This is a genomic window from Streptomyces sp. NPDC097640 (assembly GCF_040302705.1).
Classification (GTDB): domain Bacteria; phylum Actinomycetota; class Actinomycetes; order Streptomycetales; family Streptomycetaceae; genus Streptomyces.
On the sequence record NZ_JBEOSB010000015.1, the window covers coordinates 173254 to 196440 of the forward strand.

The window sequence follows — 23187 nt, forward strand, 5'->3', positions numbered from 1 at the left end:
CGAAGCGCCCGCACACCCCGCCCGGCGACAGTGGCCCCATGCTCGAACTGATCGATGTCAGCAAGGTCTACCGGGGCGGAAAACGCGCCGTCGACCACATGACGCTCCGTCTGGGCCCCGGCCTGCTGGGTCTGCTGGGCCCCAACGGCGCAGGAAAGTCCTCTCTGATGCGGATGGCCGCCACCATCACCCGCCCCACCGCCGGAAGAGTCCTGTACGACGGGGTGGACGCGGTGGCGCGGCCGGACGTCCTGCGCCGGGCGCTCGGCTATCTGCCGCAGGACTTTGGCGTCTACCCCCACCTGACCGCGCGGGAATTCCTCTCCTACCTCGCCGCGGCGAAGGGCATCGCGGCCCGCGCCGCGCGCGCCCGCATCGACGAACTGCTCGAACTCGTCAACCTCACCGAGGCGGCCGGACGCCCCCTGGGCGGATACTCCGGCGGGATGCTGCGCCGGGTGGGCATCGCGCAGACCCTGCTCGCCGACCCGCGGGTGATCGTCGTCGACGAGCCGACCGCCGGCCTCGACCCGCAGGAGCGGGTGCGCTTCCGCAACCTGCTCAGCGAACTGGCCGCCGACCGGGTGGTGATGCTGTCCACACACATCGTCTCCGACGTCGAATCAGTGGCGTCCGACATCGCGGTGGTCGCCGACGGGCGGCTGCGGCGGCGCGGCACCCCCGAGGAGCTGCTGGGCGAGGTGGCCGGGCAGGTGTGGGAGGCGCTGGTCGGCCCCGAGCAGGCCGCCGCCGCGCAGACGCGCTACCCGGTCAGCCGCGCCGTGCGCACGGCCGCCGGGGTACGGCTGCGGCTGCTGGCCCCCGAGGCGCCGTACCCGGACGCGGAACCGGTGGCCCCGGATCTGGAGGACGCCTACCTCGCCGTCATCCATCAGCCGGACGTCCCACCGGACGTCCCACCGGACATTCCCCTCGCCGACCCGCGGTGGGAGGCGCGGCGATGACGGCCGGCCGGCTCGGCAGGCTCGCCCTCGCCGACTTCCGGGAGCGGGCCCGGCGCCCCGCCTACGCGCTGACCCTGGCGGCCGCGGTCGGCCTCGGCTACCTGGCCGTGCCGGACCCCGGCACCCGCTGGGTCATCATGCAGCTCGGCGACTACCGCGGCGTCTACAACAGCGCCTACACCGGCATGGCGACCGCGCTGGCCGGGGCGCTGTGGCTGACGCTCGGCGGCTTCTACGTCGTACGCGGCACCGTCGCCCGGGACGAGGCCACCGGCGTGGGCCGGCTCCTCGCCGCGACACCACTGCGCGGCTCCGGCTACCTCGCGGCGAAATTCCTCAGCAACGCGATGGTGCTCGGCTCCATGGCGGCGGTGCTCGCGCTCACCGCGCCGGTGATGCAACTGGCCCGCGGCGAGTCCGGCACCGTGGAACCCGGCCCGCTGCTGCTGCCCTTCGCACTGATCACCCTCCCCCTGGTGGCGGCGACGGCTGCGGCCGCGCTGCTGTTCGACGCCACGCCCCTGCTGCGCAAGGGGCTCGGAAACGTCATCTGGTTCTTCGTGTGGCTGGCCGTCGCGTTCGGCGGCCAGGGGCCCGGCGCACCGCTCGGCGGCCTCGGGGTGCACGGCGTCGTCGTCTCGATGCACGGCGACATGACGGCCCGCGGCCTCGATCTGTCCGGCCAGGAGTTCAGCCTGGGCCTGACCTACGTCGACCTTCCACTGCGGACCTTCGAGTGGCACGGGTTCACCCCGGGCACGGAGTTCGTGGCCGCACGGCTGACCCTGGTCCTGGCGGCGGCCCTGGTGGCGCTCCTCCCCGCCCTCTGGTTCGGCCGGTTCGACCCCGCCCGCGGCGGCGCGGTGCCGCCGCCCCGGCAGGCCCGGCCGGGCGGCACACCCCCGCCCGCGCCCGCGGCGGACCCGACGGCGCCGGTGTTCACCGGGCCGCCGCGCACCGAGGTGCGCCCGGGCGGCGCCCTCGGGCGGCTGCTGGCCGGCGAGCTCCGCATCCTCCTCCAGGGCACCCCGCCGTGGTGGTGGGCGGTCGCCGCGGCCATCACGGTCGCCGGTCTGGTGGCGCCGCTCTCGGCGATACCCCGGTTCGTCCTCCCGGCGGCCTGGATCTGGCCCGTCCTCATCTGGTCCCGCCTGGGCACCCAGCGCCACGAGTACGGCGTGGAGTCGCTGCTCGGCGCCTACCCGGCACGGCGCCGCGGAACGCTCGCCGAATGGCTGTCCGGGCTCGCGGTCACGGCGCTGGCCGCACTCGCCCCGCTGGTGCGGTTCGTCGCGGCGGCCGACTGGGCCGGGGCCGGCGCCTGGGCCGGTGGCGCGCTCTTCGTCCCGTCGCTGGCCCTGGCCCTGGGCACGCTCAGCCGCACCCACCGGCTCTTCCAGGCCGTCTATCTGCCGCTGTGGTACGCGACCGCCAACGGTCTGCCGCTGCTCGACTTCATGGGCGCGGTCCGGTCCGGCGGCCACCCGGCCGGACCGCCCGCGGCGGCTGTCGCCGCCCTGTCCGCGCTGCTGCTCGGCGCCGTCTTCGCGGCCGGCGCCACGCGGCGCGGCAAGGTGTGAGCCGCCGTCAGGGCTCGGAGCGCAGCGTGCGCACCACGGACCAGACGACCGACACCATCGGCACGGCCACGATCGCGCCGATCACCCCGGCGACGAGGCTGCCGGCGATGACCGAGATCGCCACGACCACCGGGTGCAGCTGCACCGCCCAGCTCATCACCAGCGGGTGCAGCACATGGCCCTCGATCTGGCCGATGACGACGATGAGCACCACCACGGCGGCGGCGATGACCGGGCCCCGCCCGGCCAGCGCCACCACGGTCGCCACGGCCAGCGCGATGGGCGCGCCGATCAGCGGGATGAAGGTGGCGAAGAACACCAGCACCGTCAGCGGCAGCGCCAGCGGCACCCGCAGCAGGAACAGGGCGATGCCCACCATCGTCGCGTTGGCGGCCGCCACGATGATGATGCCGCGCGTGTAGCCCGCGAACGTGGTCCACGCCGCCCGGGCCCCCCGGTCCCACACCGACCGGGCGGACTCGGGCAGCTGGGCGTGGAACCACAGCCACATCCGGTCGCCGCCGTAGATGAAGAACACCGAGCAGAACAGGGCCAGTGCCGCGCCGGTGAGCGCTTCCACGGCCCGGTTGGCGCCGCTGACCGCCCGGCTGATCAGCGCTCCCCGGTGGGCCGAGACGAAGGTGCTGATCCGCTCGTGCAGCCCCTGAAGCGTGCCGTGCCTGATCCGGAACGGCGGCTGCTCCAGCCAGCGGCTGATCCGGCCCACCCCGCCGCGGAACTCGCCCACCAGCTTGCCCGCCTCCGAGGCCGCCACGCTGCCCACCAGCGCCAGCAGGCCGAGCACCACGACGATGCTGCCGATCAGCGCCACCGCCACCGCGAGCGGCCGGGGGAGCGCCCGCGCGCACAGATCGGCCAGCGGCCGCAGCACCGCGGTCACCACCAGCCCCAGGAACACCGCGACCGCGACGAGTTCGAAGCGCCCCAGCACCTTGAACGCCGCGTAGACGAGCGCTCCGACCACCAGCAGCCGCCACGCGTACCCGGCCGCGAGGCGCAGCGCGGGGTGTACGCGCTCGCCCCCGCCCCGCCCGGCCGCCCTCCGGTCCGGCGCGGCGGCGCGTGCCCGGGTCACCGCCCCCGGGGTCATTCCGCCGGGGCGGCCGCCCCGCACCACGCGCCGCGCGCGTCGGCCGTCCGGTGGGCGAGATGTGCTGCTCACCTGGGCGCCACCGCCTCCTGCGTCCCGGTCCCGCGGGGCCGGCACGGATCTGAATCATGCCGGTATGTGCCGATGTGTACGCCGATTCAATCAGGGACGTGTCGCCCCATGACGGCAATCGGCCGCGGCGTGGCGGAGCGGGCGGGCCGGGCGCGCCGGGTTACGCCTCGGTCCTGCGCAGGATCAGATGGACGAAGCCGAAGGAGTCCCGGTAGTGGCGCAGCCACCCGGTGCGGTGTTCGGCGGCCGTCTCGAGCGCCTGGGCGCTGCTGGGGTCCTCGGGGTGGTCCAGCGCCCAGGCGGCCAGCGACCCCGTCCAGGCCCATTCGTACGCGTCCAGCTCCCCGCGCGTGCTGACGTGCCCGTGGACGGGGGTCCATCCGTCGGCGACGACCCGGTCCACGGTGGTCGCCAGGTCGTCGAACTCGCCCAGCATCTCGACGGCCTCCGGGGACGGCTCGCGCTCCCAGTAGCCGTCACCGATCAGGACGCGCCCACCGGGGGCCAGATGGCGGCGTGCCGCCTCGAGCGTGGGGAGCAGCCCGCCGAAGGCGTGGGCGGCACCGACGCTGAGCACGAGGTCGAAGGAGTGCGGGGAGGTGAACCCGTCGGCCTCCTGCTGGTGGAGGACGAGCCGGTCCGCGACCCCGAGGCGCTCGGCCGCCGCGCGGGCGTCGGTCAGGGCGGGCTCCGAGACATCGACGCCCTCGGCCCGCACCTTGGGGTTCGCGGCCAACGCGCGCAGCAGCCACTCCCCGCCGCCGCAGCCGAGGTCGAGCACCCGTTCGTCGCCGCGCGGCAGGCCCACTTCGAGCAGCCGGCGCACCGCGTCGTCGGCGACGGGGGAAGCGATCGAGTGGTCGGCGTGGGCGAGTCTGGAGATCTTTTCACGATTCACCGCGGCAGATTGCCAGCCCTCACGCCCGGCCCGCATCTGGTTTTCCCTCACGGGCGCGATGCCCCGAGGACTCGGCCCTGTCCGGCGGATCGTGGCGCCTGCGGCGCCACGCGGCGGAGCCGCGCATCGGCGTAGCTCCACCCACCCCGCCCCTTCCCGAAACTGGGGCGCTGCCCCGGACCCGGGTCCAGGGGCAAAGCCCCCCACGCGGCGGAGCCGCACATCGACTGGAACCAGGAAGGGGCGGGGTGGGGAAAAGCCCCGCCGGACACCCGCTAGCCCGGGATCATCCGGGTGCTGATCGCGATGCGGTTGTACGCGTTGATGACGACCGCGGCCCAGATGATCGCCGCCACCTGCGGCTCGTCCCACACCTCGCACGCGGCCCGGTGGACATCGTCCGGCACATGCCCGTCCTGGACCGAGGTGACCGCCTCGGTCAGCGCGAGGGCGGCCCGCTCCCGCTCGGTGAAGAACGGCGTCTCGCGCCAGGCGCTCAGCGTGTGGAGCCGCTGGTCGCTCTCGCCGTGGGCGCGGGCGTCCTTGGTGTGCAGGTCGAGGCAGAAGGCGCAGCCGTTGAGCTGCGAGGCCCGGATCCTGATCAGTTCCAGCAGTTCGGGCTCGACCCCCGCCTCCGCGGCCGCCAGCGCCGCCGCCGCGTGCAGTTCGCCCATCGCCGACGAGACCTTGGGCGTCAGCTGCTTCAGATTCATCCGGGGCGTCGGTGCCGTACCGGGAGCCATCGTCATCGGAAATCTCCATTCGTCGTGGGCAGCGGTTCCGCCACCGTGTCGAGCCAGGACTGCCAGGAGGCCGCGTGCCGGGCCGGCCCCGCACGCAGGGGGCTGCCGAGCCACTCGGTGACCGGCCGGATGCCGTGCAGGGCGTTGACGAACCACACCTCACGGCCGTCCAGGTCCGCCGCGGTGGGCCGGCGGTGCTCCACCGCCACCTCCAGCCGCGTGGCCCGCTCCTCGATCAGGGCCGTTGTCACGCCCGCGAGCAACGGCAGCTCGGTGGAGGGACGGCACAGGACGTCCCCCTCCCACCACAGGACGTTCGCCGTCGTCCCCTCCAGCACCAGCCCGTCCGGCGTGGTGAGCATCAGATCCTGCGCCCCGCGCCCGGTGGCCCGCCCGCGCAGCTCGGCCAGGAGGGACAGGTCGGGCCCCTTGCGGCGGGGAAGGGTCCGTGGGTCGGCCTCCTCGTCCACCCACACGGCCACGCTCCCGGTACGCGGCGGCGCGGGCCGTATCCGCAGAAACAGCCGGGCCGGTTCGGGGCCGGCGAGTTCCACCCGCGGAAACCACGCACCGGCGCGCGGCAGCGCGTCGACCGCCTCCTGCCAGAACCTCTCGATCCGCGCCGGGGAGTCGCCGGTGGCCTCCGCGCAGGCCGTGACGAACCGGTGGCGATGCCGCTCAAGGCCACGCACCCGCCCCTCGTCGACCAGCCATGAATCGGCGGCCAGCAGCGCGGTGTCCGGGACCGGCCGGCACGGCGTCAGGCCGCGGTCCTCGCACCACATCAGCGCCCGGATGTCCGGCTCGCTCCCCGCGTCCTGGCCGACTTGCCACACCACGGCCATCTCCATCCTCACGTGCTCCTTCATGATCCGAGCCGGGTTCAGTATCTACCGGCCGAGGGGCTGCCGGGCAGTGCGCCCGGCGGTCCGTGGCGCGGCCCGTAGGGGGCGTGCTCCAGCCACGATCCGCAGCGCGGCACCACGGGGGCCAGCGCCGCCGCGGCGCGCTGTCTGACCCGTCCCCAGCGCCGGGGCCGCAGGTGCGCCAGCGCGGTCTCGGCGGCCGCGCTGTTGAACACCGCCGCGGCGCGCCGCGCCGCGGCGAACTCGCCGACGGCCGCCGTCGCCCGCGACGGATCGCGGCGCGCCGTCGCCACCGCCTCGGCCGCCGCCACCGCGTCCGCTATTCCGCTGTTCATCCCCCGTGCCCCGAAGGGCGGGAACAGATGGGCTGCCTCTCCGACCAGCAGCACCCGTCCTTTCGGGTCGGTGAACGACGCGGCCACCTTGCGCAGGAAGTGATACCGCGACACCCACAGGACCTGGTCCCCGTACCGCTCGCCGACCAGCGGCGGCAGCCACCGGCGCACCGCCTCCTCGCTGCCGAAGGACTCCAGTGGGTCGTCGGCGCGGCACTGGATATCCACCTGGAAACCGCCGGTGAACGGCACCCGCAGCACACTGCGGCCGCCGACGCCCGGATGCTCGTAGTGGAAGACCCGCTCGACCGGCAGCCCGTCGTCGCCCGGCTCCGCCACGTCCACCACCACGTGGTATCCCTCGGACCTGTCGCCCTCCAGCGGGATGTACAGCGCCCGGCGCACCGCGGACCGCGCGCCGTCGGCGGCCACCACATGGCCCGACCTCCAGCGCCGCCCGTCGGCCGCGGACACCACCACCTCATCCCCGGCCACCCGGGCGTCGCTCACCTCCGCGTCCCAGCAGAACTCCACGCCCGCCGAGACACACGCCTCGAACAGAAACCGCTCGGTGTCCACCTGGCGGAGGCTGGCGAAGGCGGGCAGCTCCCCGCCGTCGGCGGCCGGGGAGTTGGTCCGCGCGAACACCTCGCGGCCGCGGTAGAGCGTGCGCCGGGTGTGCCAGGTCGTCCCGTACGCCGCGATGCGCGCGCCCAGCCCCGGCCACGCCCGCTCCAGCAGCCGCAGCGACTGCCGGTGCACGAACAGCGCCCGGCTGCCGGGCCGCACCCGCCCCCGCGGCCCGGCCTCCACCACGGTGACCGGCACTCCGCGGGCGGTGAGGGCCAGCGCGGCCGTCATCCCCACCGGCCCGGCGCCCACCACCAGGACCGGCCGCCGCTCCGCCACGTCAGGCCCCGGTCCGCGCCGGGGAGAGCGTGGGCAGCTCACCGGAGACGAGCAGCCGGGCGATCTCCAGGCGCTTGATCTTCCAGGTGCCGGTTCTCGGCAGGTCCTGGAAGCGGCAGTGCACCGGCGCGGACAGCCGCGGCAGGTCCGCGGTGGCCTGCCGCCACCGGCCGTCCTCCAGCGGCTTGTCCCCGCGTGTGCACACCAGCGGCACGGGCCGCTCGTCCGGCCCGGGCACGATGATCACCTCGCGCAGCTCGCCGAGCCGCGACAGCAGCGCGTCCTCGATCTCCAGGTTGCTGTCCAGCTCGGGGATCTGGTCGACCTCCCGGTCGATCAGATACAGCCCGCCCCACCGGTCCCGGTAGCCCATGTCGCCCATCCGCCACCACCCCCGGTCGACTTGCCGGGCGTACTGCTCGGGTGCGCCGAGGTAGGTGAGGATACGGCCCCGGGTGCGGGCCTCGATGGCCCCGGGAGTGCCGGGCGGACACGTGCGGCCGCGCTCGTCCACCACCCGGATCCGGGTGAACCCGGGGATCGCGTTGCCGACCCGCCGCCCGCTCGTGTGTTCCGCGCCGCGGCGGGTGTGCCGGCGGAACACCACCGGCCCCGTCTCGCTCTGCCCGTACAGCTGCACCAGACGCGGCGCGCGGCGCCGGGACGCGCCCAGCAGCCGCCGTACGGTGCGCGGATGGATCGCGTCGAAGGTGGAGCCGTAGGCCCGGACGTTGGACAGCGGCGCGCCGGGAGCCGTGGCCAGGTCCTCCCACAGCACAAAGGTGTTGGGATGGGTCTCGACGATGCCGGGGCGGTGCGCCGCGAGCAGCGGGCCGGCCTGCTCCGGGTCCGGGTCGACGAGCAGCAGCAGCGGGCTGCCGAAGTGCAGCAGCACGCCCAGCAGATGGTAGAAGCGGGAGTGCACATGCGACATGTGGAGCGCTGCGGGCTCGCCACGGGTCGGCCTGCCCAGCGCCTTCTGCGGCACCAGCCGGTTCCACATGGTGTACGGGCAGTGCACCGCCAGCTTCGGGATCCCGGTGGTCCCGGAGCTGTGGGTGATCAGGGAGGGTTCCCTGGGGTGGAGGCGTACGGCGGGCCGCCGCGGCGCCCCGCCGAACTTCGCCAGCTCGACCGCGTGTCCCGGGCCGTCCGGTGCGTCGTCCACCGTCAGCACACCGCGCGCCAGCCCGGTGTCCAGCCCGCTCAGGGGGCCCTCGAGCGTCGCGCGGTCGGTGATCAGCCACGGCGCGTGCAGCCGGTCGAGCAGCACCCCGGTGACCGCCCCGTCCAGCGAGGGCGACAACAGCGCGGGCACCGCGCCGATCCGCGAGACCGCGCAGGCCAGCAGCGCGATGTCGACGTTGTCCGACTTGTGGACCGCCACGTGCTCGGTCGGCCGCACCCCGGCCGCCCACAGCCGCCCGGCCATGTCGTCGACCAGGTCGGCGAGTTCGGCGTAGCCCAGTTCCCTACCGGCCCCGGGGGCGATGTCCAGGGGGCGGTCCAGGGTCACCGGCACATTGCCGTGCCGGGCCGCGGCCTCCCGGAACATCAGCCCGATGTAGAAACCGTGTTCGGGAATCAGCTGTCGCAACATTTCCGGTTCCTTACGCGTTCGATGTACGTCACGAAGGCGGGCCTCGGCGCGGGGCGCCCGCCGCTCACCAGGACCCCTGCCGCACCAGATGGCGGCGGAGCTTGCCCGACGGCGTGCGCGGCAGCGAAGGCACCAGATGCACCGCGCGGGGAGCCTTGAAGGAGGCGAGCCGCTGCCGGGCCAGGGCGATCAGATCCGCGCTGAGCGCCCGCCCGTCGATCCCCGGGCCCTTCCCCGCGGGCAGGGCGGGGACCACGAACGCGTGCAGCCGCGTGGCCCCGCGGTCGTCGGGCACGGCGGCCACCGCGACCTCCCGCACCGACGGGTGATGCCGCAGCACGTTCTCGACCTCCAGCGGCGAGACCGTGATCCCGCCGACCATCTCCAGGTCGTCGACCCGCCCCAGATGGCGGTAGCTGCCGTCCGGCTCACGGCGCACCCGGTCCCGGGTGCCCAGCCAGCCGCCGACCAGCCGGGCCCTGGACTCCTCCGGCAGCCCCAGATAGCCGGGGGTCACCGTCGGGCCGCGCACCCACAGTTCGCCGTCCGCGCCGTCCGGCACGGCGGCGCCGGTGCCGTCGCGCACCTCCAGTTCGAACCGGGGCACCGGACGGCCCACGGTGCCGGGGGAGTTGTCCCAGACCGTGTTGGCGCAGAAGGCGTGCCCGGCCTCGGTCGAGCCGATCTGCTCCAGGACGGGCGCGCCGAGCAGCTCGCCGACCCGTTCCCCCAGTGTCAGGGGCAGCCCCTCACCGGCGCTGACGGCCGCGCGCACCGAGGAGAAGCAGGCCGTGTGCCCGGCGCCCCGCTCGTCCACCAGCGCCGCGTAGGCGGACGGCACGGAGTACAGGACGGTCACCCGGTGGCGGGCGACGAGGTCGTCGGTGAGCGCCGGTCCCGGACGGCCCCCGGTCAGCACCGCGGACGACCCGGAGAAGAGGGGGAAGACGAAGGCGTTGCCGAACCCGTAGGCGTAGAACAGCTTGGACACGGAGAACGTCACGTCCTGCGGGCCGATGTCCAGGACGTCCTGGCCGATCAGCTCCCAGTAGGCAGCCGGGTCGCCGTGGCAGTGCACCACACCCTTGGGCGGCCCGGTGGTCCCCGAGGTGTACTGGATGTACAGCGGGGCGCGGGCGGTCACCGGCTGCGCGGCGGTGGCCGGGGGAGCGGTGCAGGCCTGCGCCGACAGGTGGTCCGCCCCCAGCCAGCGATCCGCCTCGAAGTGGTCCTCGATGCCGGGCCCGGAGACACAGAGCACCGCCTTGGAGTTCTCGGCCATGAAGCGGTGCTCGTCGGCCGTGAGCGCGGGATTGACCAGGACCGCGATCGCGCCCAGGCGCGCCGTGGCCAGGAATGTGCTCACCCAGGGGACCCCGTCGGGCAGGGCGAGCAGGATCCGGTCGCCCGCCGCCACTCCCCGCCGTGCCAGCACGGTGGAGACGCGTGCGGCCAGGTCATGGATCTCGCCGTGGGTCCACACACGGTGGCCCTCCACGAAGGCGGGCCGGGCCGACCACCCCTCCCGCTCGGCGCGCACCGCGAGGTACTCGGCCAGATTGGCGGGCGCGGGCGCCTGCGCGGGCCGGGGCGCGGGCGCGGCTGGGGCGGTCACCGGTCCGCCTCCTCGGCGGAGGTGCGGCCGCCGGGCGCGGCGGCGGCCAGGAGCGCCGGGCCGGGCTCCGCGGGGGGCAGGGCGCCCGCGGCGCGGTAGGCGCGCATCGTCGCGGCCGTCTTCACCAGCATCTCCTGGTACTCCTCCGCCGGGTCGGACGCCAGGACGACGGCCCCGCCCGCGCCGATGTGCATCCGGCCGTCGGTGAACACGGCGGTGCGGATGACGATGTTGAGGTCTGCCGCGCCGTTGCAGCTGAGGAAGCCGAGCGCCCCGGAGTAGACGCCGCGCGCCTCGGTCTCCAGGTGGTCGATGATCTCCAGGGTCCGCGTCTTGGGCGCGCCGGTCATGGAGCCGCCGGGGAAGCAGGCCCGCACACAGTCGACGGCGTCCCGGTCCTCGTGGAGCCGGCCGCGCACGGTGGACACCAACTGGTGCACGGTGGCGTAGCTCTCGGTGTGCATCAGATCGGGGACGCGCACGGTCCCCGGCTTGCAGACCCGCCCCAGGTCGTTGCGGAGCAGATCGACGATCATCAGGTTCTCGGCGCGGGTCTTCGGGCTGGTGGCCAGGGTGGCCCGGGCCCGGGCGTCCTCGTCGGCGTTCCGGCCGCGCGGCGCCGTTCCCTTGATCGGCCTGGCCTCGGCCGTCCTGTCGGGCTTGATGCGCAGAAAGCGCTCAGGGGAGGCGCACGCCACATCCGCCTCGCCGAACCGCAGAAAGGCCGCGTAGGGCGCCGGGTTGACGCGGCGCAGGGCGCGGTAGAAGGCGTACGAGTCGTCCGGCGCGGGCAGCCAGGCCGAGTCGGTGAGACAGATCTCGTAGCTCGTCCCGGCCCGCAGCTCCCGCAGACATGCCTCGATGTCGGCCAGGTAGCGCTCCCGGTCCCGCACCAGCCAGGGCTCGACGGCGGCGGTGTCGCCCGCGGACGGCGTCGGGGGCGGGGCGAGCTCGCCGCCCACCGGTATGCCGGTGAGCGTGGTGATGGTGTCGTCCAGCCACTCCGCGGCCTCGCGTTGGCCCTCGGCGGTGTCCTCGGTCAGACACAGGGCGTAGGTGACGCCCTCCTGGTGGTCGACCGCGAGGAACCGGTCGGCGAACAGCCAGCAGGCGTCGGGGGTCTTCGCCCGGTGCCGGTTGGGGGAGCCGCAGTCGGCCTTGAGCTCGTAGCCGAAGTACCCGATGTAGCCGCCGGCGAAGTCGAACGGGAGGGTGGGGGCGTCGACGTGGCGGCGCGCCAACTCCTTCTTGAGGTAGTCGAAGACGCTGCCGGACACCCGGGTCGCGGGCTCCCCGGCCCGCTCGACCTCGCACTCGCCCCGGTCCACGTCGTAGCGGACGAACTCGGACAGCGGGCCCCGTCCGTCGCCCAGGAAGGAGAAGCGGGCCTCGCCGGACCGCGTCCGCGCGCTGTCCAGCCAGAACGCGCGCGGCGCGTCCGCGTACAGGCGGGTGAAGGCGGCCTCCGCGTCGATGGGGACGGCCAGCCACCGGGAGTGCAGCCGGTAGCCGACGCCGTCCGCGGCGGCCACCGGCTGCCGGGTGGTCTCGGATGCGGCAGCGGTGGCGGCAGCGGCGGCCGTGTCTGAGAACGCCGGGTGTTTCACCGGGCCGGCCGCGGGGCGGGCGCGCGGGGGCGAGGACGGCTCGTCCGCGGTCATCGCCGCGTATTCGCGGGTCAGATCGCGAAAGTTGGCCAGGATGCGGTGGCCGTATCCGGTGAGGACGGACTCCGGATGGAACTGCACACCCCACAGCGGCCGGGTGCGGTGCCGCAGCGCCATCAGCACACCGTCCTCGGACCAGGCGATGGCCTGGAGGGGCAGCGGCAGCGGCTCCGCCACGCACAGCGAGTGGTAGCGCACCGCCGTGAAGTCCTGGGGGAGTCCGCGGAACAGCCCGCGCTCACCGTGCCGGATCCGGGAGAGATGTCCATGGCGGGGCTCGGGGGCCGGCAACACCCGGGCCTGGGCGCCGAGCGCGATGCCCTGGTGGCCCAGACACACCCCCAGGACCGGGACCGGGGACCGGTCGATCACCTGGGCGGTGGCCCCGAAGTCGCGTGGGTCGGCCGGATGGCCGGGGCCGGGCGACACCACGATGTTGTCGAACGTGGACAGGGCCGAACGGTCGACCAGGTCCAGGAGCTCCGGCGCGTCGTGGAGGACCACCGTCGGCTCCTCGCCGTTCACCTCCGTGAGCAACTGGAAGAGGTTGTAGGTGTACGAGTCGTGATGGTCGATCAGGAGCGTCTTCAGCACGTCCATCTGTATTGCCTCCTCGCTTTACTACCGGCCGGGCCATCGCCTCGGCCGGGGCCCCCGTGGTCCGCGCGCTTTACCGGCGCGAACGTGGGCCGTTCGCCGCCACCCGCTTGTGACGCCCCCGAATCGACTGAAGCGGCGGATAGAGCCACTTCTTCAGGAGCATTTGCAGGCGCGGCATAACAAGCCAGGTCACCATCGCGGTCACGCCAAGACAGAGTGCAAGGGTCCGCAGCAGGAAATTGGTGTCGGCCAGGAATGGGATCACCAACACATTGAACATGAGGACGGGAGGGAAAACCGCACTCAAATTCACGAGCCAGAGCTTCCATTTGGGGGGCGGCGGCAGTGGCCGCACCGGCCCTTCGAACCAGTTCTTCAGACCGGCCATGCGCTGCACCCCGGTCTCCTGTACGAAGGCCCCCGCCCGGGCCGCCCAGCGGGCGCGTTCCATCGAGTACTCCCAGGCCTGGGCGGATTCTTCTCTGTCGAATCGGTAGATGACATGCCACTCCGCGCGGCCCTGCCCGGAGCCCAGCACGCCGCCGCCCAGGTAACCGGGAAGGCGGGCCGTGACATTCAGCATCGCAATGGCCCAGGCGTAGAACTCGCTCTCCTGGCCGGGGTCCACTCGGTATGCGGCAGTCACCGTGACCGGTTCACTGTCCACTCCAGCCGCAACTCCTTTCCGGGCAGCGTACGGCCCGACTGCGGGCCGTCGCCAAAAGGCCGTGCCGACGGCCGCTTCCGTCGCATCGGGCCTGCCGGAACAACGCTTTCTCGGCGGGTCCTTGCTGCGGACGACTCGAAGTGTCGCACACCGGACATGCTTTGCGAGCGAAATGCTCACCAACGGATATAATTAAGCGAAGGAAAGACCGTGACCTGGGCGTTACCCGGGGTTCTGGCGATAGCCGCCCGCGAAGAAAGGTTTTCTCGGGACCGAGGGGCGGCGCGCGGTGTATATTTCCGCGGCGGGTGAGTTTCCGTGCGGCGGCCGCCCGGGGTGCGGTGATCGGTGATGAGTGATCCGGACCTTGGGTCACCGATCACCGATCACCGATCACCGCGCCCCGGGCGCCGGCCACGCTTCCGTCAGGAGCGTTCGGCCATGCCGTTCAGATGCGGCAGATGATGGTCGAGGCGGTCCGCTTTGGCCTGGAGATAGGCGAGGTTCTCCTCGCGCGGCGGGATCAGCAGCGGCACCTGCTCCGCGATCTTGATGCCATGCCGTACCAGCGCCTCCCGCTTGCGCGGGTTGTTCGACAGCAGCCGCACGGACCGCACGCCGAGGTCGTGCAGCATGTCCGCCGCCACCCGGTAGTCGCGGGCGTCGACCGGGAGTCCGAGCGCGAGGTTCGCCTCCACCGTGTCCAGCCCCTCCGCCTGGAGTTGCATCGCGCGGAGCTTGGCCAGCAGCCCGATGCCACGCCCCTCGTGACCCTGGAGGTAGATCAGAACGCCGCGTCCCTCGCTCACGATGGCGCGCAGCGCCGCGGACAGCTGATCGCCGCACTCGCAATGCCGTGAGCCGAAGGCGTCTCCGGTCAGACACTCCGAATGCACGCGGGTGAGCGCTCTGTCTCCCTGGATATCGCCGTAAACCAGCGCCACTTGTTCGTCTCCGCGAATGCAGTCCAGGTAGCCGACCGCGCGGAAAACGCCGTACTCGGTGGACAGCTGGACCTGTGCCACTCGTTCGACGCCTGACGGTCGAGTGTTCTCGCCGAACGGGCCATCGCTTTCTGTCATGTTCTGATCCTAACTGGAAAACGGGAAAATACTCGCGGTGTGCGCGAAAATGACAAAGGAAACCAACTCGCTGTCCGGTTCATCACGTTCGGTCGATGAAAGTGCGCCGGACCGCGTAGCCTGGCATCACGCGCACAAACACGGAACGCAGAGCGAAAGGCCAAAGAGACATGACCGGTTCGGGAACGCGACCGCAGGCCCCGGGCCTGCTGCCGCCGGACACCACCGAGGACATACGGGCCCGGAAGGCCGGCGTCGCCGTCCTCCCCATCGGCAGCTTCGAGCAACACGGCGCATTTCTGCCCCTGGTGACCGACACGGTCATCGCCTGCACCATAGCCCGGGAGATCGCCGCCGCATATCCGGTCCTTCTCCTTCCTCCGCTCACCATCTCCTGTTCGCATGAGCACGCGGCCTGGCCGGGAACCGTCAGCATTTCCGCCGCGACCCTCCACGCCGTCGTGCGGGACATCGCCGATTCGCTCCGCCGATCCGGTGTCGACGCCCTGGTTCTGGTCAACGGGCACGGCGGAAATTACGTGCTGCGCAACGTGGTTCAGGAATCCGCCGCCACCGGTACCCGCATGGCGCTTTTCCCGGGGTCCGCGGACTGGAACACCGCGCGCACCGAAGCCGGAATCCAGACCCCGGCACCGAGCGATATGCATGCCGGGGAAGTAGAGACATCCATTCTCCTGCATGCTCACTCCGAACTCGTCCGCCCCGGATATGAATCCGCTGATTTCCTCGCCGACGACCGTAGACATCTGCTCACCCTCGGTATGCCGGCCTACACGGAATCCGGAGTCATCGGCCGCCCTTCCCTGGCGTCCGCCGGGAAGGGAAAGGAACTCCTCACCGCACTCGTCGATTCCTTCGCCGAATACCTCTCCCTGCTGACCGAGAAGGAGGCGCGATGACCGTGCTCGACGAGGCGGCGGCCTGGGAGCGGCTGCGCGCCATCCGGTCCGCGGCGGACGCCGAGGCCGCCGGCCTGGTCCGCGGCCCCGACGGCGCCCGGCGCTGGCGGGAAGAGGCCTCGCCCGCGGCGCGGGCGCTCACCGACCGCTATCTGCCGCTGTGTCTGGCCGGCCCGCGCCTCACCTTCGCGCAACTCGGCCAGAGCCTCGACGGCTTCATCGCCACCCGCACGGGCGACGCCGACTATGTCACCGGGGAGGAGGACCGCGCTCATCTGCACCACCTGCGCGCGCTCGCCGACGCGGTGGTCGTCGGAGCCGGGACCGCCATCGCGGACGACCCCCAACTCACGGTGCGCGCCTGCACGGGGACCAACCCGGTGCGCGTCGTCCTCGATCCGCACGGCCGGGTGCCACCGCAACGCCGGGTGTTCACGGATGGCTCAGCTCCCACCCTGTGGGTGGTGGCCGCGGACAGCGGCCACGGCCGGCACCCGGCGCACGGCGACGGCGACAGCGTCGGCGTTGACATACTCACCCTCCCGGACAGCGAGGCGTTCGCGCCCCGGCGCCTGGTGGAGGCGCTGGCGCGCCGCGGCCTTGGCCGGGTGCTGATCGAGGGCGGCGGCGTCACCGTGTCGCGGTTCCTGCACGAGCGGGCGCTGGACCGGCTCTACGTCACGGTGGCCCCGGTGCTGCTCGGCGACGGCGTCCCCGGGCTGCGCTTCGCCGGTACGACCGTCATGCGGGAGGCACTCCGCCCGCCGATGCGCCGCGCCCACCTCGGCGAGGACACCCTCTTCGAGATCGATCTGCGGACGGCGCAACCCGGCACACCACTGCGCCACGAGCACGCCGAAGCCGGGCAGGCTCGCCGCGAAGGTGAGCACTCCGTAGACCACGGCGACGGTCAGCCCCTGGGCAGCGCCCAGTCCCGCGGCGCCGAAGGCCCAGGCGGTGACGCCCTCCCGGGGCCCCCAGCCGCCGACGTTCAGGGGCAGCGCCATGGCGAGCAGCGCCAGCACCATCAAGGGCAGCAACTCGGCCACCGGGGCGCTTGAGCCGGCGGCCCGGGCGGCCAGCAGGAACATCCCCAGATACCCCGCCAGCACCACGACGGACGAGACCGCCACCCCCGGCCAGCTCCCACGGGCCAGCAGTCCGCGCCGCGCCTCCGCCAGCGCGGCGCGGACCGCCCGCCGCCACCGCGAGGTACCCGGACCGCCACGCCGCCGTACGGCGGCCACCACCGCCAGGGCGCACACCACGGCGAGTACCGCCAGGGCGCCCGGCGTCGTCGCCACGTGGTGCGCGAGGCGGCCGATCTCCGCCACGGCCACCGACGGGTGGGCCAGCAGGACCGCCACCCCGACCACGGCCAGGACCACCTGGCCCGCGGCCCGCTCCAGCACCACCGCGCGCACCCCCCGGCCGACATCGCCGGAGTCGCGACCGTGCCGCACCGCGCGGTGCACATCGCCGAGGACACCGCCGGGCAGCGCCGCGTTCAGGAACAGGGACCGGTAGTAGTCGGCGACGGCCCGGCCCAGCGGCAGCCGGATGCCCAGCGCCCGGGCCACCACGCACCAGCGCCAGGCGCTGAACACCGTGGTGAGCAGGCCGAGGCCGAGCGCGCCCACGAGCGTCACGGCGTCGATCCGGCGCAGGCCGTCCAGAAAGGCGCCCGTGCCCACCCGCCACAGCACCACGGCGAGGATGACCGCTCCCGCGACCGTGCCGAGCCGGGCCTTCAGCGCCCCCGCCTTCATGAGACCCCGCCCCCGTAAGGCCGCTGCCCGGGCAGTGCCAGCAGGTCGCTGTGGTGCACCACCACCCGCAACCCGCCCGCCGCGCACTCCGTCAGACGGCGCTCCAGATACGCCTCGGCACGCGGCGCGAGCTCCGGCCGCTGCTCGACGGCAGCCCCGACCCAGCCCCGCAGCCACTGAGCCGTCAGCGCGGACTCACCCGCGCCGAGTTGCCACGGGCTGCTGTGCACCCGCACCGTCGCGCCCCGTTCCGCGAAGGCCTCCGAGGCCGCGGTGACCGCGTCAGGCCCCAACAGGCCACCGCGGCGCTGATGGGCGTTGAACGCCTCCGCGATCTCGGCGTCCAACGGGTCGGCCGGGGCGAGCTCGACCCGCCCCGCCACCGACAGCGCGAGCAGCACCGGGCACTTCGCCCCGGCGCACGCGGCGACCAGCGCGTTCACCTCGTCCCGGGTCAGCACGTCCAGCAGCGCGGAGGCCGTCACCAGCGAGGCCCCGGCCAGGTCGTCCGCGGTCAGCCGGCCGAGGTCGGCGCGCCGGGTCAGGACCGTGACGCCGCTGCCGTCGGCGGTCGTCGAGGGCGTTTGCGCGGCGGCCCGGCCCAGCAGCGCCGGATCGCGGTCGTACAGCACCCAGTGCTGCGGGCCGGGCAGCCGCGGCGCGAGCCAGCGGCCCATCGAGCCGGTGCCGCAGCCGAGGTCATGGACCGTCAGCCCGCCGGGCCGCCGTCCGGGGCCCGCAAGCCACGCGCGCAGCGGATCGAGGAGCTCCGGGGCGCGGGCGGCTGCGTCCGCGCCCTCCCGCAACTCCAGCCACTCCGGCTGGTACAGCGGCACATCCGTGGTGCTCATGCGGCCCTCCGGGGTTCATATCGAAGCTGTTCCAGCACCTCGGCCAGGCGCCGCGCCGTCGTCTCCCACCCGTCAAGAGCGGCGCGCCGCCCCCGGGCCGCCGCCTTCAACCGCCCCCGTACACCCGGCTCGCCGAGCCAGCGCCGCAGCGCCGCCGAGAGCGCGGCCGGGTCCCGCGGGGGCACCAGAACGCCGGGCAGCCCGCCGTCGGGGGCCCGCCCCATCGCCTCCGGGACCCCGCCCACGGCGGTGGCCAGCACCGGAATGCCCCGTGCCAGGGCCTCGGTCACCGCCATGCCGTACGTCTCGGCGTACGAGGCGAGCACCAGAAGGTCGGCCGCGGCGTAGCTCGCGTCCAGATCGGCACCGGCACGCGGGCCGGCGATCCGCACCCGGTCGCCGAGGCCGTGCTGGTCGATCAGTTCACGCAGCCGGGTGACATAGCCGGGGTCCTGGCCGAGGCCGCCGACACACAGCAGGCTCCAGGGCAGGTCGGCGACCTCGGCCAGGGCCTCGACCAGCTGATGCTGGCCCTTGCGCGGGGTCACCGCGGCGACGCACAGCAGCCGCGAGGCGCCGTCGGTGCCGGGCGCCGGGGGCGCGAGGTCCGCGCCGGGCGCGGCGACATGGACCCGGCCGGGGGCGAGCCCGTGGTGGGCCACCAGCCTGCGGGCCGCCCAGTCGCTGGTCGCCACCACCGCCGGGACGGCGCGCAGCGTCCTGCGCTCCAGCGCGTCCAGATCCGCGGCGCGGCCGGGGGCGAGCCCCGTCTCGTCGCCCAACGGCAGATGCACCAGCACCGCCAGGCGCAGCCGCTCGGCCTCGGGGACCACGAGGTACGGCACGGCGCAGGCCACCAGCCCGTCGATGAGGACGACGCTGCCGTCCGCCCGCTCGGCCAGGACACGGGCCAGCTCGGCGCGCGCCTCGGCCGAAGGCTGCGGCCAGGCGCCCGCCACGGCGTGCTCGTGGACCTGCCAGCCGACGCCGGGCAGGTCCCGGCACACCCTCAGGTCATAGGTGTTCCCGCCGCTCGGCGCGGCCGGGTCGGCCACGCCGCCGGGCATGACGACGTGCACGGAGCGCGGGTCCGTCGCGTTGGCGTCGGCGCGGCTCATCGGGCGCGCCCTCACAGATCCCGCTCGTAACTCGCCCAGGCGATGTGCGACTCGTGCAGCGTGACCGTCAGGCTTGACAGACCGCGGGCGCCCTCGCCCAGCGACCCGTCGTGCACCCGGTCGGCGAGCCGGTCGGCGATGACCTTCGCCAGGAACTCCGTACTGGTGTTGGTGCCCGCGAAGGCGGGCTCCTCGTCCAGGTTGCGGTAGTTCAACTCGCCGACCACGGCGTTCAGCTGCTGGGTGGCGAGGCCGATGTCGACCACGATGTTGTCGGCGTCCAGCTCGGCACGGCGGAAGGTGGCGTCCACCAGGAACGTCGCCCCGTGCAGGCGCTGCGCGGGCCCGAAGACCTCGCCGCGGAAGCTGTGAGCGATCATCAGGTGGTCACGGACGGTGATGCTGAACAACGTACGACCCTCCAGGTGCGGCACATCCGGCGGCCCTCGGCCGGGCCGCGTCGTGTAGTACGGCCTACCCGTTCCCCTTGTTCAGAGCCGCGGCGAATCCGGATCCCCGGCGGGCGCGTACCGGACCAGGTGACACAGCGCGGGCAGCTCCCCGGACGCGAGGCGGGGCAGCACCGCGGGCAGCTCCTCGAAGGCGCACTCCCCGGTCAGCAGCGCGTCGAAGACGGGGTCGGCGAGCAGATCGAGCGCCAGCGCCAGCCGGTCGGCGAAGGTGCGCGACCGCCGGGCCGGGGACACCGTCCCCACCTGGCTGCCGCGCACCACCAGGCGGCGGGAGTGGAAGGCCTCGCCCAGCGGCAGACTCACCTTCCGGTCGCCGTACCAGCTCAGCTCCAGAACGGTCCCCTCCGGGGCCAGGAGTTCGAGAGAGCGCGCGAGCCCGGCCTCGGTGGCGCTGGCGTGGACGACGAGATCGCGGTCGCCCGCGGCGTCCTGGGGGAGCGCGAAGTCCACCCCGAGGGCCTCGGCGAGCGCGGCGCGCGCGGGCTCCGCGTCGACCAGCTGGACCCGCACGCCCGGGTAGCGGGCGAGGACGGCCGCCACACACGCGCCGACCATCCCGGCCCCGACCACCGCGATCCGGTCACCGACCAGCGGTGCCGCGTCCCACAGGGCGTTCACCGCCGTCTCCACCGTCCCGGCCAGCACCGCCCGCGCGGCCGGCACCGCCTCCGGCACCGGGGTCACGGCGCTCGCCGGGACGACATACCGCGTCTGGTGCGGATACAGGCTGAAGACCGTACGGCCCAGCAGGGCGGGCGGCCCCTGCTCCACCAGGCCTACGCTGAGATAGCCGTACTTGACCGGACCCGGGAACTCGCCCTCCTGGAACGGGGCCCGCATCGCGGCGTACTGGCTCCGCGGCACCCCACCGCGGAAGACCAGGGTCTCGGTGCCCCGGCTCACCCCGGAGAACAGGGCGCGCACCACGACGTCGCCGTCGCCAGGCTCCGGCAGCGGGGCCTCCCGTAGCTCGCCGTGGCCGGGTGAGCGGAGCCAGAAGGCGCGGGCGACGCGCTCCATCGACGTCCTCCAGAAAGATCGGGTCGAACCAGGTGCTGAACACTCGGCCCGTGACGCACGTACTGACCATCACGAAGCCGCGAACACGGTACGCGGCACTCAACAACTCCGCCACACAGCCGGAGGGTGCACGGTGGCTGCCCTGAACAACACATACGACACGACGCTGTTGCGGCAGGAGACCGCCGTCGGAGCGGTCGCGCAGATACTCCTGCTGACGCTCCTCGGCACGGCGCTCGGCCTGGGACCCGCGGGATGGCTGACGGGCCTGGTCTTCGCGTTCGCCACCTGGGCCGTGCTCACCCGCGCCGTGTGCCGCTCCTGGCTCAGGACCTTCGGGGCGGCCAACCGCGTCACCCTGGCCCGCGCCACGCTCGTCGGAGGCGTGACCGCGCTGGTCGCCGACTCCTTCGAGAGCCCGCCGCGCGTCCCGGTCCTGGTCGCGCTCACCACGGTGGCGCTGATCCTCGACGGGGTCGACGGCAAGGTCGCCCGGCGCACCGGAACGGCGTCCCCCCTGGGGGCACGCTTCGACATGGAGGTCGACGCCTTCCTCATCCTGGTGCTCAGCGTCTACGTCGCCACCTCGCTGGGCCCGTGGGTACTGGCCATGGGCGCCATGCGCTACGCCTTCGTCGTGGCGGCCCGCGCGCTGCCGTGGCTGAACGAGCCACTGCCCGTGAGCACCGCACGCAAGACGGTCGCCGCGCTCCAGGGAATCGCCCTCCTGGTGGCCGCGTCCGCGCTCCTCCCGTACCCGGCGGCGCTCGCGGTGGTCCTGGTGGCGCTGGCGCTGCTCGTCTGGTCCTTCGCCCGCGACATCATCTGGCTGTGGCACCACAGGACCCGCCACACCGCCCCGCCCCAGCCCGCCACCGCCGTCCGGCACATGACCCACGCGGACGCCTGATGCCCTGGGGCGGTGGCTGGTTGGCGCCGCCCACCGGGAAGGCATGAGGCAGGATGGCAGACCGCGTCAGGGCCCCGCAGCACGCCCGGGCGCGGCCCGACATCCCAGGCAGGAGCAGGTAACACGGTGACAAGACAGCACTCCGAACTCCCCGGCAGACCCCGCCGCGAGGGCGCACCCGGACCACGGCCCGCCGCCCCGTACGGCCCGGCCCGCCACAGGTCGCCTCGCCCCTCGCGGCGCACCGTCCGAGGCGCGGGGAGCGGCCGGTGAACCGCGCGCTCACCCTGCACGACCTCATCGTCGTCTGCGCCGCGCTGGCGGCGAGCGTGGCGATGGGCCTGCTGTCCCGCATGGCGCTGCGCTGGCTGGGCGAGCGGGCGAGCAGAACCCGGTGGCGCGGCGACGACATCATCGTCGACGCGCTGCGCACCATCGCCCCCTGGGCCTGCGGCGCCGCCGGTGTGTCCGGGGCGGCCGCGGCTCTGCCACTGACCGCCGCGGTCGACCACAGCGTCAATCAGGTGCTGACCGCCGTGCTCATCCTGGTCACCACCGTCGCCGTGGCCCGCGTGATCGCCGACCTGGTGCGCGCCCAGGCGCTGTCCCGGTCCGGAGTGGCGGGCAGCGCCACCATCTTCGTCAACATCACCCGCATCGCGGTGCTGGCGATGGGCGTCCTCATCCTGCTGGAGACGCTCGGCATCTCGATCGCCCCGCTGCTCACCGCGCTCGGCGTGGGCGGCCTCGCGGTCGCCCTGGCGCTCCAGGACACACTGGCCAATCTCTTCGCGGGCGTCCACATCCTCGCGTCCAAGACGGTGCAGCCCGGCCACTACATCCGGCTCGGCAGCGGCGAGGAAGGCTATGTCGTCGACATCAACTGGCGTAACACCACCGTGCGCCAGCTGCCGGACAACCTCGTGATCATCCCGAACGCCAAGCTCGCCGGCGCCATCACGATCAACTACCACCAGCCGGAAGAGCAGATGTCGATCATGATCCAGGCGAGGGTCGACTACGACAGCGACCTCGAGCATGTGGAGCGGGTGAGCATCGAGGTGGCCACGGAGGTGATGGCCGAGGTGTCCGGCGGTGTCCCGGACTATGAACCGGTCGTCCGATTCCACACCTTCGGGGAGGCCGGCATCGACTTCTCGGTCATCCTGCGCGTCCAGGAGTTCAGCGACCAGTACCTGATCAAGCACGAATTCCTGAAGCGGCTCCACCAGCGCTACCGGACCGAGGCCATCGACATCCCCCTGCCGATGCGCACGGTCGTGCTGCAACAGCCGGGCCAGGTACCGCTCCCCGGCCCCCGGACCCCGGAGGGCGACCCCGCCCTGGGCCCGAAGTCACCGGTGCGGATGTCGAAAGCCGGCCACTGAGCGGCGCGCCGCACGCGGCGGCAGCGCC

General features: G+C 73.5%; 19 protein-coding genes and 2 pseudogenes. 6 read left to right on the forward strand and 15 right to left on the reverse strand.

The window, feature by feature from the left end; all coding sequences use genetic code 11:
• Nucleotides 1-38: 38 nt before the first annotated feature.
• A complete protein-coding gene (locus tag ABTY62_RS24395; protein WP_352131559.1) occupies nucleotides 39-965 on the forward strand; it encodes an ATP-binding cassette domain-containing protein in 927 nt (308 codons plus the stop codon).
• Nucleotides 962-2545, forward strand: a complete 1584-nt coding sequence (locus tag ABTY62_RS24400) for a hypothetical protein (protein WP_352131560.1) — start codon at nucleotides 962-964, stop codon at nucleotides 2543-2545. Before ABTY62_RS24395 ends, ABTY62_RS24400 begins: the two co-directional genes overlap by 4 nt.
• A 7-nt stretch (nucleotides 2546-2552) precedes the next feature.
• Here the strand turns inward: ABTY62_RS24400 and ABTY62_RS24405 are convergent, their stop codons facing one another.
• From ABTY62_RS24405 to ribA, 10 genes are all read right to left on the reverse strand, one after another.
• Nucleotides 2553-3656 carry an AI-2E family transporter gene (locus tag ABTY62_RS24405; protein WP_502997508.1) on the reverse strand — a complete coding sequence of 368 codons (1104 nt, stop codon included), beginning with the start codon at nucleotides 3654-3656 and terminating at the stop codon, nucleotides 2553-2555.
• Between the two features lie 232 nt (nucleotides 3657-3888).
• A complete protein-coding gene (locus ABTY62_RS24410; RefSeq protein WP_352131562.1) occupies nucleotides 3889-4626 on the reverse strand; it encodes an SAM-dependent methyltransferase in 738 nt (245 codons plus the stop codon).
• A gap of 275 nt (nucleotides 4627-4901) precedes the next feature.
• Nucleotides 4902-5375, reverse strand: coding sequence for a carboxymuconolactone decarboxylase family protein (locus ABTY62_RS24415; RefSeq protein ID WP_352131563.1), 474 nt, complete (start codon nucleotides 5373-5375; stop codon nucleotides 4902-4904).
• Entirely contained in the window at nucleotides 5372-6238 is an 867-nt protein-coding gene (locus tag ABTY62_RS24420; RefSeq protein WP_352131564.1) for an aminotransferase class IV, read from the reverse strand. The genes ABTY62_RS24415 and ABTY62_RS24420 overlap by 4 nt, the downstream gene beginning before the upstream one ends.
• Nucleotides 6239-6252: 14 nt before the next feature.
• A complete protein-coding gene (locus ABTY62_RS24425; protein WP_352131565.1) occupies nucleotides 6253-7479 on the reverse strand; it encodes an FAD-dependent monooxygenase in 1227 nt (408 codons plus the stop codon).
• Nucleotide 7480: 1 nt separating this feature from the next.
• Entirely contained in the window at nucleotides 7481-9079 is a 1599-nt protein-coding gene (locus tag ABTY62_RS24430; protein ID WP_352131566.1) for a class I adenylate-forming enzyme family protein, read from the reverse strand.
• A 64-nt stretch (nucleotides 9080-9143) separates the two neighbouring features.
• Entirely contained in the window at nucleotides 9144-10694 is a 1551-nt protein-coding gene (locus tag ABTY62_RS24435) for an AMP-binding protein (protein WP_352131567.1), read from the reverse strand.
• Nucleotides 10691-12961, reverse strand: a complete 2271-nt coding sequence (pabB, locus tag ABTY62_RS24440) for an aminodeoxychorismate synthase component I (RefSeq protein WP_352131568.1) — start codon at nucleotides 12959-12961, stop codon at nucleotides 10691-10693. Before pabB ends, ABTY62_RS24435 begins: the two co-directional genes overlap by 4 nt.
• Nucleotides 12962-13031: 70 nt before the next feature.
• Nucleotides 13032-13628, reverse strand: coding sequence for an antibiotic biosynthesis monooxygenase (locus tag ABTY62_RS24445; RefSeq protein ID WP_352131569.1), 597 nt, complete (start codon nucleotides 13626-13628; stop codon nucleotides 13032-13034).
• Nucleotides 13629-14053: 425 nt separating this feature from the next.
• The gene (gene ribA, locus ABTY62_RS24450; RefSeq protein WP_311728669.1) at nucleotides 14054-14710 is read right to left on the reverse strand and encodes a GTP cyclohydrolase II; all 657 of its coding nucleotides are present in this window, start codon (nucleotides 14708-14710) and stop codon (nucleotides 14054-14056) included.
• Nucleotides 14711-14880: 170 nt separating this feature from the next.
• Here ribA and ABTY62_RS24455 point away from each other — a divergent pair, with 170 nt between their 5' ends.
• A complete protein-coding gene (locus tag ABTY62_RS24455) occupies nucleotides 14881-15630 on the forward strand; it encodes a creatininase family protein (RefSeq protein ID WP_352131570.1) in 750 nt (249 codons plus the stop codon).
• Nucleotides 15627-16280, forward strand: a pseudogene (locus ABTY62_RS24460) (RibD family protein); the annotation flags it as partial. The gene ABTY62_RS24455 and the pseudogene ABTY62_RS24460, both read left to right, overlap by 4 nt.
• 279 nt (nucleotides 16281-16559) lie before the next feature.
• On the opposite strand, the pseudogene ABTY62_RS24465 reads toward ABTY62_RS24460, so the two are convergent.
• From ABTY62_RS24465 to ABTY62_RS24485, 5 genes and pseudogenes are all read right to left on the reverse strand, one after another.
• Nucleotides 16560-17399: pseudogene (locus tag ABTY62_RS24465) on the reverse strand (lysylphosphatidylglycerol synthase transmembrane domain-containing protein); the annotation flags it as partial.
• Nucleotides 17396-18250, reverse strand: a complete 855-nt coding sequence (locus tag ABTY62_RS24470) for a class I SAM-dependent methyltransferase (protein WP_352131571.1) — start codon at nucleotides 18248-18250, stop codon at nucleotides 17396-17398. The pseudogene ABTY62_RS24465 and the gene ABTY62_RS24470, both read right to left, overlap by 4 nt.
• Complete coding sequence (locus tag ABTY62_RS24475) at nucleotides 18247-19368, reverse strand: glycosyltransferase family 4 protein (protein ID WP_352131572.1); 1122 nt, start codon at nucleotides 19366-19368, stop codon at nucleotides 18247-18249. Before ABTY62_RS24475 ends, ABTY62_RS24470 begins: the two co-directional genes overlap by 4 nt.
• Before the next feature lie 11 nt (nucleotides 19369-19379).
• Nucleotides 19380-19778 carry a 6-pyruvoyl trahydropterin synthase family protein gene (locus ABTY62_RS24480; RefSeq protein ID WP_352131573.1) on the reverse strand — a complete coding sequence of 133 codons (399 nt, stop codon included), beginning with the start codon at nucleotides 19776-19778 and terminating at the stop codon, nucleotides 19380-19382.
• Between the two features lie 81 nt (nucleotides 19779-19859).
• Entirely contained in the window at nucleotides 19860-20861 is a 1002-nt protein-coding gene (locus ABTY62_RS24485) for a zinc-dependent alcohol dehydrogenase (protein WP_352131574.1), read from the reverse strand.
• 133 nt (nucleotides 20862-20994) lie between these two features.
• On the opposite strand from ABTY62_RS24485, the gene ABTY62_RS24490 reads away from it, so the two are divergent.
• Together ABTY62_RS24490 and ABTY62_RS24495 are read left to right on the forward strand one after the other, a co-directional pair.
• Nucleotides 20995-21771 carry a CDP-alcohol phosphatidyltransferase family protein gene (locus ABTY62_RS24490; RefSeq protein ID WP_352131575.1) on the forward strand — a complete coding sequence of 259 codons (777 nt, stop codon included), beginning with the start codon at nucleotides 20995-20997 and terminating at the stop codon, nucleotides 21769-21771.
• Nucleotides 21772-22040: 269 nt separating this feature from the next.
• A complete protein-coding gene (locus ABTY62_RS24495) occupies nucleotides 22041-23159 on the forward strand; it encodes a mechanosensitive ion channel family protein (protein ID WP_352131576.1) in 1119 nt (372 codons plus the stop codon).
• The last annotated feature ends 28 nt before the right edge of the window (nucleotides 23160-23187 follow it).